Annotated in this window: 5 protein-coding genes; 3 read left to right on the top strand and 2 right to left on the bottom strand. The window is 63.1% G+C overall.

Features of this window, described 5'->3' with window-relative positions:
* Nucleotides 1-249, top strand: a 249-nt coding sequence (locus XI06_RS43420; protein WP_271608079.1) for a DUF3732 domain-containing protein, incomplete at its 5' end; no start/stop codon positions are given.
* A gap of 38 nt (nt 250-287) precedes the next feature.
* On the opposite strand, the gene XI06_RS43415 is transcribed toward XI06_RS43420, so the two are convergent.
* Both XI06_RS43415 and rpmB read right to left on the bottom strand, forming a co-directional pair.
* A complete protein-coding gene (locus XI06_RS43415) occupies nt 288-1,541 on the bottom strand; it encodes a DUF3800 domain-containing protein (RefSeq protein WP_271608078.1) in 1,254 nt (417 codons plus the stop codon).
* 221 nt (nt 1,542-1,762) lie between these two features.
* Nucleotides 1,763-2,074: a 50S ribosomal protein L28 gene (gene rpmB / locus XI06_RS43410; RefSeq protein WP_271608077.1), complete on the bottom strand. Its 312-nt coding sequence runs from the start codon at nt 2,072-2,074 to the stop codon at nt 1,763-1,765.
* Between the two features lie 527 nt (nt 2,075-2,601).
* Here rpmB and XI06_RS43405 point away from each other — a divergent pair.
* Nucleotides 2,602-3,411, top strand: a complete 810-nt coding sequence (locus tag XI06_RS43405; protein WP_237890889.1) for a DUF3108 domain-containing protein — start codon at nt 2,602-2,604, stop codon at nt 3,409-3,411.
* Nucleotides 3,412-4,117: 706 nt separating this feature from the next.
* On the top strand, nt 4,118-7,510 hold the full coding sequence (locus tag XI06_RS43400) for a helicase-related protein (RefSeq protein WP_271608076.1): 3,393 nt from the start codon (nt 4,118-4,120) through the stop codon (nt 7,508-7,510).
* Nucleotides 7,511-7,515 lie beyond the last annotated feature (5 nt).

The following is a 7,515-nucleotide window of genomic DNA, read 5'->3' as shown; positions in this document are numbered from 1 at the left end:
TATCCGGCAGAGCGGGACCAAGATGGCCGACTTGATCCACTGGATGACAAGGATAGGCATGCGGTGCACGCTCTGTTTGAGCTCATGCACAGAGCCTGTGTTGACATAAATGACCAATTTCAGGTCATCATCTTAGACCATGCCCACCTGGATGACGACTGGTTCGAAAGCGCGATTGTAGAAGAGTGGCGGCACGGAAAGTTCTTGGTTCCTCCCGCGTGGGACAGTCGCGCGGCAAGCGGTCGATAGCTCAATCGTGCTGTAGGCCAGTATATGTTTTTGGCTAACTATAGCATTGTACCACGCTCGACATCGTCGGTGTTAGATTCCGGCAAGTTTGTATCATTTTCAACGACAGATACGGGACGCATGAAAGGGGCCGTGCCGCCGGCTTCGAATTCTTCCATGGAGGCAAGGCGTCTTTCCTCCGCCATCGCGAGCATTTTCTTAGCGTGTTCAAGTTTCTCTTGTGGCATGTCACCGAAGAACACTTCACCATAGTTTTTGATCAACTGGCTCTCAACGCCGACAAATGAGAAATCGGTATGCCAACCTTGACGCAGAAAGAGGGCCAACAAATCAGCGCAGTTCGGTGGGATGTTTTTCCCTTTCAAAAATTGACCGTAAAGCCACAGTGAGACGTCGGCGATTTGAATGCCAACACTAGCTTCATCCTTCTTCATCTCGAAGCGGCTGCCCGGCGTCCATTGAAGGCTGTAGCTTTCGCCTGCCCATTCAATAACGTCTGGAGATGCATTTGAGAAAAGCTCGTGCCAAGACTCAAGCGTGCCTTTGAATTCACTTTGCTCGTCGTGGACAATCGCGGCGACTTTCTTCTTCCAGGTCTGAGAGACTCCGTGAAGCCCTTGCAAGAGATTGGCGAAAGCTACTAGGTTTGGGAGATGTCCTTTCTTTGCAACCCTTTGCTCGGTCGCAAATTGAATGCATTCAGGATGCTTGATTACCCAATCCAATCCGTTTGTTAGGACTTCGCGCGACCGCTGGTCTGGCAAAAGATGTAGCCGCTGCTTAAGGGCCTCGCAGATTGGAGGGAGCGCTTTCCGGGCATCCGCTTCCCCCAAGGTCAGTAGCGCATCCCAGAATTTGCGAGCGATATCCTCATCAATTACTGCGCTTAGCTTGAACGCGAGCATAATCTTTAGCGGTCGGAAATTGTAGAGATGCCAAGCTACCGCCGCGTTTTCTCCAGAATCGAACAGCACGTCGAACATCTTTGTGGCGAGAAGGTATTTCTTTTCGACGCGCGAAACGAAGAAGCGTGGTTCCGCGCCAAGTAGTAACTCATGCAGATCAGCCGCGATGACCTCGAGTCTGCCTAGGCCTAGTTTGTTTGCGTGAATTGCAGTCTCGCCCAGCTTTCCTGCGATCGCGCAAACTCGATCCGTATAGCGGAGATCAAAGTCGCCTTTGGAAATAAGTGCGCCAGCGAAATAGTCGGGTTGTGCCGGATCAAAAATGTTCTTGCCCGTGTTCCCGGATTCATCGACGTATGTGTAAATCGGAATCTTTGACGCGCCCATTGCTCCTCCCGCTTCGGTGGCTATGTCGCCATCTTTGTCTCTGCAATGTGGGGTTGCAGTTACCTGTCGCCAAGAGAGTCAGAAGCGTCGTAAGTGTCATTTTCTTGCTTCCGCCAAACAAAAACGGCCGGATCTTTCGATCCGGCCGCAACGCAAAACTCTACTCGGCTAAGCCTACGCCACGCGACGCAACTTAGCCCCCGCCCAACTCTGAAACTTGCTTAGCCGGCCTTCTTCTCCGGCGCAGGCGTCGGGCCGACCTTCTTCTGGATGGCGCGCTTCAGCTCGAGGGCGCGCGGCGACAGGGCGTCGGCCTTGGCCTTGAGCAGGAAGGCGTCGAGGCCGCCATTGTGGTCGACGCTCTTCACCGCGTTGGTGGAGACGCGCAGGCGCACGTTGCGCTCCAGGGCTTCGCTGATGAAGGTCACGTTGACCAGGTTCGGCAGGAAGCGGCGCTTGGTCTTGATGTTCGAGTGGCTGACCTTGTGGCCGACGAGGGGGCCCTTGGCCGTCAGTTCGCAGCGGCGAGACATGGCAAAAATCCTTCCGTCTAAACCCCCAATGATTGCGGCCGCCATTCGGGGCGCCACGGGGGCAAATTCTCTGTCCTTGCAGGGAGCGGGCGGACGTATAGGGGGTGAGGGCCGGGACGTCAAGGTTTTGGGCGGGGATAGTGCCCCGAAACAGCTGTCATCGCCCGGCTCGACCGGGCGATCCAGTATTCCAGAGGCCGGCGTTTGAGAGCCTGGCCTCACCAGATCCGTCTCGGCGTACTGGATACCCCGCCTTCGCGGGGTATGACAGCGGAATGGGCGGGGGGAGGTGTGCGTCCCTGACGCATCGCTAATCACCAAAACGGCAATGTTTAAAACGCCTTACCATCACATAAAGGGCGCAATCGCCGCCGAATAGTCCGGTGAGTTCCCGGTCTATGTCCCCAAGGACACATTGCTTGCGGCCGTAACAGGCTTAAGTAACAACCTCGCTTCCCCGATTGGATCGCCTCGTGCACACGCTTCCCCTCTCATCGCCCCGGCTGCGGTCGGCCGGCAAGCTGGCCTTGGCCGCTGTCGCCGGGCTGGCTTTGGCGTGGGCGGCGGAGCCGGCGGCGGCGCAGGGCAAGCTCGAAGCGCAATATGAGGCGAGCCTATCAGGCATTCCGGTCGGCCGCGGCGCCTGGAACATCGATATCCAGGACGACGTATTCTCGGCCGCGGCCTCCGGCGGCACCACCGGCATCCTGAAATCCTTCGCGGGCGGGTCCGGCACCGGCGCCTCGCAGGGCCGCGTCGTCAATGGTGCGCTGGTTGCCACGGCCTACCAGGCCTCCACCACCACCTCGAAGAAGACCGAAGAGATCCACATCACCCTCGACAAGGGCAATGTGAAGGATTTCGGCATCATTCCGGAGCCGCCCGTCGATGCCGACCGCATCGTCGTCACTGACGCGCATCGCCGCGGCGTGTTCGATCCGATGACGGCCTCGCTGGTGCGGGTGCCCGGCACTGGCGATCCCCTGTCGCCGGAAGCCTGCCACGGCTCGGCGCCGGTGTTCGACGGCCGCATGCGCTACGAGCTCAAGCTCGATTTCAAGCGCATGGAGACGGTGAAGGCGGAGAAGGGCTATCACGGCCCGGTCGTGGTCTGCGCGCTCTATTTCGTGCCCGTGGCCGGCTACATCCCCGACCGCCCCGTCATCAAATATCTCGCCGCCCAGCGCAACATCGAGATCGCGCTCGCGCCCGTCGCGGGCACCCGGGTCCTGGTTCCGTTCTGGCTGAAGATTCCGACGCCCCTGGGGCCGGCGATGCTGGAAGCCACCAGCTTCATCACCACGGCCCAGCCGCCGCGGGTAGCGAAGACGCAGTAAGGCTGCTGCGCGCCCCACCAACAGCCGTCATTCCGGGGCGCGCCTCTTTGGCGCGAACCCGGAATCCATCGCTCCGCGGCGACTGTCTCACGATGGATTCCGGGCTCGTCGCTGCGCGACGCCCCGGAATGACTGATATCAATGACTTACCTACTGTGCATGGGGTTGTTTTGATTACATGCGACGCAGCGCCACCATTCGCCGGGAATCCATTTGACTCCGTCCCGATTCTGATTCGACTCCGCGCCATCCCCAACTTAAGGAAATCCGACACCAAATCGTCGCTTGTGCGGCACCCCAAAACTCCATCTAGTGCACACGCAAAACGAGTCCCACGACACCTTGCGTGAACGGAACAGGACTCCGAGGGGAGTCAGCGATTCGGCCGCGATTCGTTCTAGAGTCGTTCCGAAGCTTAAAGGATGAGGAAAAAGCGTCGCAAAGTGAGACAGTTGCGCGAGGTTTGGGGAAGCTGCTCCCACACACCAGGTGTCATCGCCCGGCTTGACCGGGCGATCCAGTACGCCGAGGCGGTTGTGGTTGAGCGGATGGGCCGCGGCGTACTGGATGCCCCGGTCAAGCCGGGGCATGACAGTCGTATGCTTGGCCACGTGCAGCATTCGGAGACATAGCCGACACCTCAGCACCACCCCGCCCCATCAAGCCCTGACATTCGCCCAATCAGCCATTACCTAATCCGGCAGACATGGCCTTTCCTCCCTCCTCCTTTGCTTCCGAGCGCGTGCCCGGCGCTGGCGTCACTGCGGTGCTCGGGCCGACCAACACCGGCAAGACCCATCTCGCCATCGAACGGATGCTCGCGCATTCCTCGGGGCTGATCGGCCTGCCGCTGCGCCTGCTCGCGCGCGAGGTCTATAACAAGATCGTCGCCCGCGTCGGCCCCGAGGCTGTCGCGCTTGTCACGGGCGAGGAGAAGATCAAGCCGAAGAGCCCGCGCTATTGGGTGTCGACCGTCGAGGCGATGCCGCGCGATTTGGATGTCTCCTTCCTCGCCGTCGACGAGATCCAGATCGCCTCCGACCTCGAACGCGGCCACGTCTTCACCGACCGCATCCTCAATCGCCGCGGCCGCGACGAGACGCTGCTGCTGGGTGCTGCGACGATGCGCCCGATCATCGAGCGGCTGTTGCCCGGCGTCTCCATGATCACGCGGCCGCGCCTGTCGCAGCTGGAATTCGCCGGCGACCGCAAGATCACGCGCCAGCCGCGCCGCACCGCCATCGTCGCCTTCTCCGCCGACGAGGTCTACGCCATCGCCGAGCTGATCAAGCGCCAGCACGGCGGCGCCGCCGTGGTGCTGGGCTCGCTCTCGCCGCGCACACGCAATGCGCAGGTCGAGATGTTCCAGAACGGCGACGTCGATTATCTCGTCGCCACCGACGCCGTCGGCATGGGCCTCAATCTCGACGTCGACCACGTCGCCTTCGCCTCCGACCGCAAGTTCGACGGCTTTCAGTTCCGAAGGCTGACGCCGGCCGAGTTCGCGCAAGTCGCCGGCCGCGCCGGCCGTGCCACGCGCAACGGCACGTTCGGTACGACGGGCCGCTGCGGCCCGTTCGAGCCCGAGCTCGTGAACGCGCTCCAGAACCACATCTTCGATCCCGTGAAGATGCTGCAATGGCGCAACTCGAAGCTGGATTTCTCCTCCCTCGGCGCGCTCCAGGTCTCGCTGAACCTCGCCCCCGGCCACGAGACGCTGACGCGGGCGCCGATCGCCGAGGACATGCGCGTGCTCGACCACGCCGCCCGCGACGTCGAGGTGCGCGATATCGCGCACGGCAAGGCCGCCGTCGAGCGGCTGTGGGAGGCCTGCCAGGTCCCGGACTACCGGAAACTGTCGCCGGCCGCCCATGCCGAGCTGGTGACGACGCTCTACGGCTTCCTGATGCGGAAGGGCTGTATCCCCGATTCCTGGTTCGCGGCCCAAATCGACCAGGCCGACCGTATCGACGGCGACATCGACACGCTGTCGGCCAGAATCGCGCAGATCCGCACCTGGACCTTCGTCGCCAACCGCCCGGACTGGCTGAAAGACCCCGAACGCTGGCAGGGGACCGCGCGCGAGGTCGAAAATAAATTATCGGATGCGCTCCACGAACGCTTGACTGAGCGTTTCGTTGATCGCCGGACCAGTGTATTGATGCGCCGCCTGCGGGAGAACACGAGCTTGAATACGGAAATCGGCAAGACCGGCGAAGTTATCGTCGAAGGCCATGTCATCGGCCGCCTCGATGGCTTCACCTTTGCACCGGATGCGGCGGAAGCCGGCTCCGATGCGAAAGCCTTGCAGGCTGCCGCGCAAGCGGTGCTCGCCGGCGAGATCAATGCGCGCGCCGAAAAACTGGGCAACGCGCCGGACGACCAGTTCGTGCTGACCTCCGACGGCACCATCCGCTGGACCGGCGATGCTGTCGCGCGGCTGACGGCCGCAGAGGAGGCGCTGCATCCGCGCATCCGCATCATCTCGGATGAGCGCCTGACGGGCGCGCCCCGCGACAAGGTGCAGGCGCGGCTCGACCTCTGGCTCAAGACGCATATCGAAAAGCTGCTCGGGCCGATGTTCGAGCTGTCGAAGGCCGAAGACGTCACCGGTATCGCCCGCGGCATCGCCTATCAGCTGGTCGAGGCGCTCGGCGTGCTCGAGCGTCCGAAGATCGCCAACGAGCTGAAGGATCTCGACCAGCCCTCGCGCGCGACGCTGCGTAAGTACGGCGTCCGTTTCGGCGCCTATCACATCTATTTCCCCGGCATCCTCAAGCCCGCCGCGCGTGCGCTCGCTGCGCTCTTGTGGGCGCTGAAACAGGACAATGTCGATCTCTCGGCGCTGTCGGGCGCCCAGCATCTGGCTTCATCCGGCCGTACTTCGTTCCCGGTCGACAAGAGCTTGCCGCGCGACGCCTATCGCGTGCTCGGCTACAAGCAGGCCGGCGAGCGCGCTGTCCGCGTCGACATTCTGGAGCGCCTTGCGGACCTGATCCGTCCGGCACTCGCCTGGCGCGAGAATTCGCCGGGCGAAAAGCCCGGCGGCGCATTCGATGGCCGCGGCTTTGTGGTGACGCAGGCGATGACCTCGCTCACCGGCTCGGCGGGTGAGGATTTTGCTTCCGTGCTGCGCGCGCTCGGCTATCGCATGGAAAAGCGCGCGCCGCTGCCGCCGAAGCCGGCCGCGCCTGTTGCTGCGGAAACGCCGGCGGCTGAGGCCTCCACCGAGGCGCCTGCGACCGAAGAGGCGGCTCCGCCCGCGGATGCTGCGATCGAGGCCGTCACCGTCGAAGACGCGCCCGGCATGGAGCAGCATGACGAGCCCGCGCACGAAGGGCCGGCGCTCGAAGCCTCGCCCGAAGCGCCCGTCACACCAGAAGATGCGCCCGGCATCGCGCCGCCGGCGGAAGAGACCGCTGCACCGGCAGAGGCTGCCGCAGAAACCGCTCCCGCCGAGACCGCCGCAACGGAAGCCGCCGCATCTCCCGACGCTGCCGCGCCTGTCGAGGCGGCGCCGGCTGAAGCTGTCGCTGCGCCCGCCGAGCCCGAGCTCGTCGAAGTCTGGCGTCCCGGTGGCCGTCACGAGGATCGCAAGCCGCGTCACGAGCGTCATCGCCATCAGCGTCACCACAATCAGCGGCCGCAGCACGCGACCGCTGAGGCTGGTGCTGAAGGCGCCACGGCCGCGCCGGGCGAAGCCGCCGAAGGCGCGAAGCCGGGTGAGCGTCGTCACGGTGGTCATCGTCGCGACGGCGGCAGGGACTTCCGCAAGCCGCGCGAAGGTGGCGCCGAGGGCGCACCGCGTCAGGAAGGGCGCGACGACAGGAATCGCAGCTTCCAGGGTAAGGACCGCGACAAGGATCGCGATCGCAACCGCGACAACAAGAAGTTCGGCGGCGATCGTGACAAGGGCCGCGACAATCGTGGCCGTGACCGCGACAAGGGACGTGACCGCAGGGACCGCGAGTCCGGTCCGTCGCTGCGCCCCTACGCCTCGAGCGCTGCCCCGCGGGAGCGCGATCGTCCCGCCGACCCGAACTCGCCTTTCGCCAAGCTCGCTGCGCTGAAAGAGCAGCTTTCCGGTCGCAAGGAGTGATCCAC

The sequence above is a fragment of the Bradyrhizobium sp. CCBAU 11434 genome (assembly GCF_028128895.1).
GTDB lineage: Bacteria > Pseudomonadota > Alphaproteobacteria > Rhizobiales > Xanthobacteraceae > Bradyrhizobium > Bradyrhizobium zhengyangense.
Note: the sequence above shows the minus strand (reverse complement) of the source record. Positions and strands in the feature narration are given on the sequence as shown.

Coding starts and splice junctions, on each gene's coding strand:
- XI06_RS43415 (WP_271608078.1), bottom strand. CDS start 1,541: ATGGGCGCGTCAAAGATTCCGATTTACACATACGTCGATGAATCCGGG.
- XI06_RS43400 (WP_271608076.1), top strand. CDS start 4,118: ATGGCCTTTCCTCCCTCCTCCTTTGCTTCCGAGCGCGTGCCCGGCGCT.
- rpmB (WP_271608077.1), bottom strand. CDS start 2,074: ATGTCTCGCCGCTGCGAACTGACGGCCAAGGGCCCCCTCGTCGGCCAC.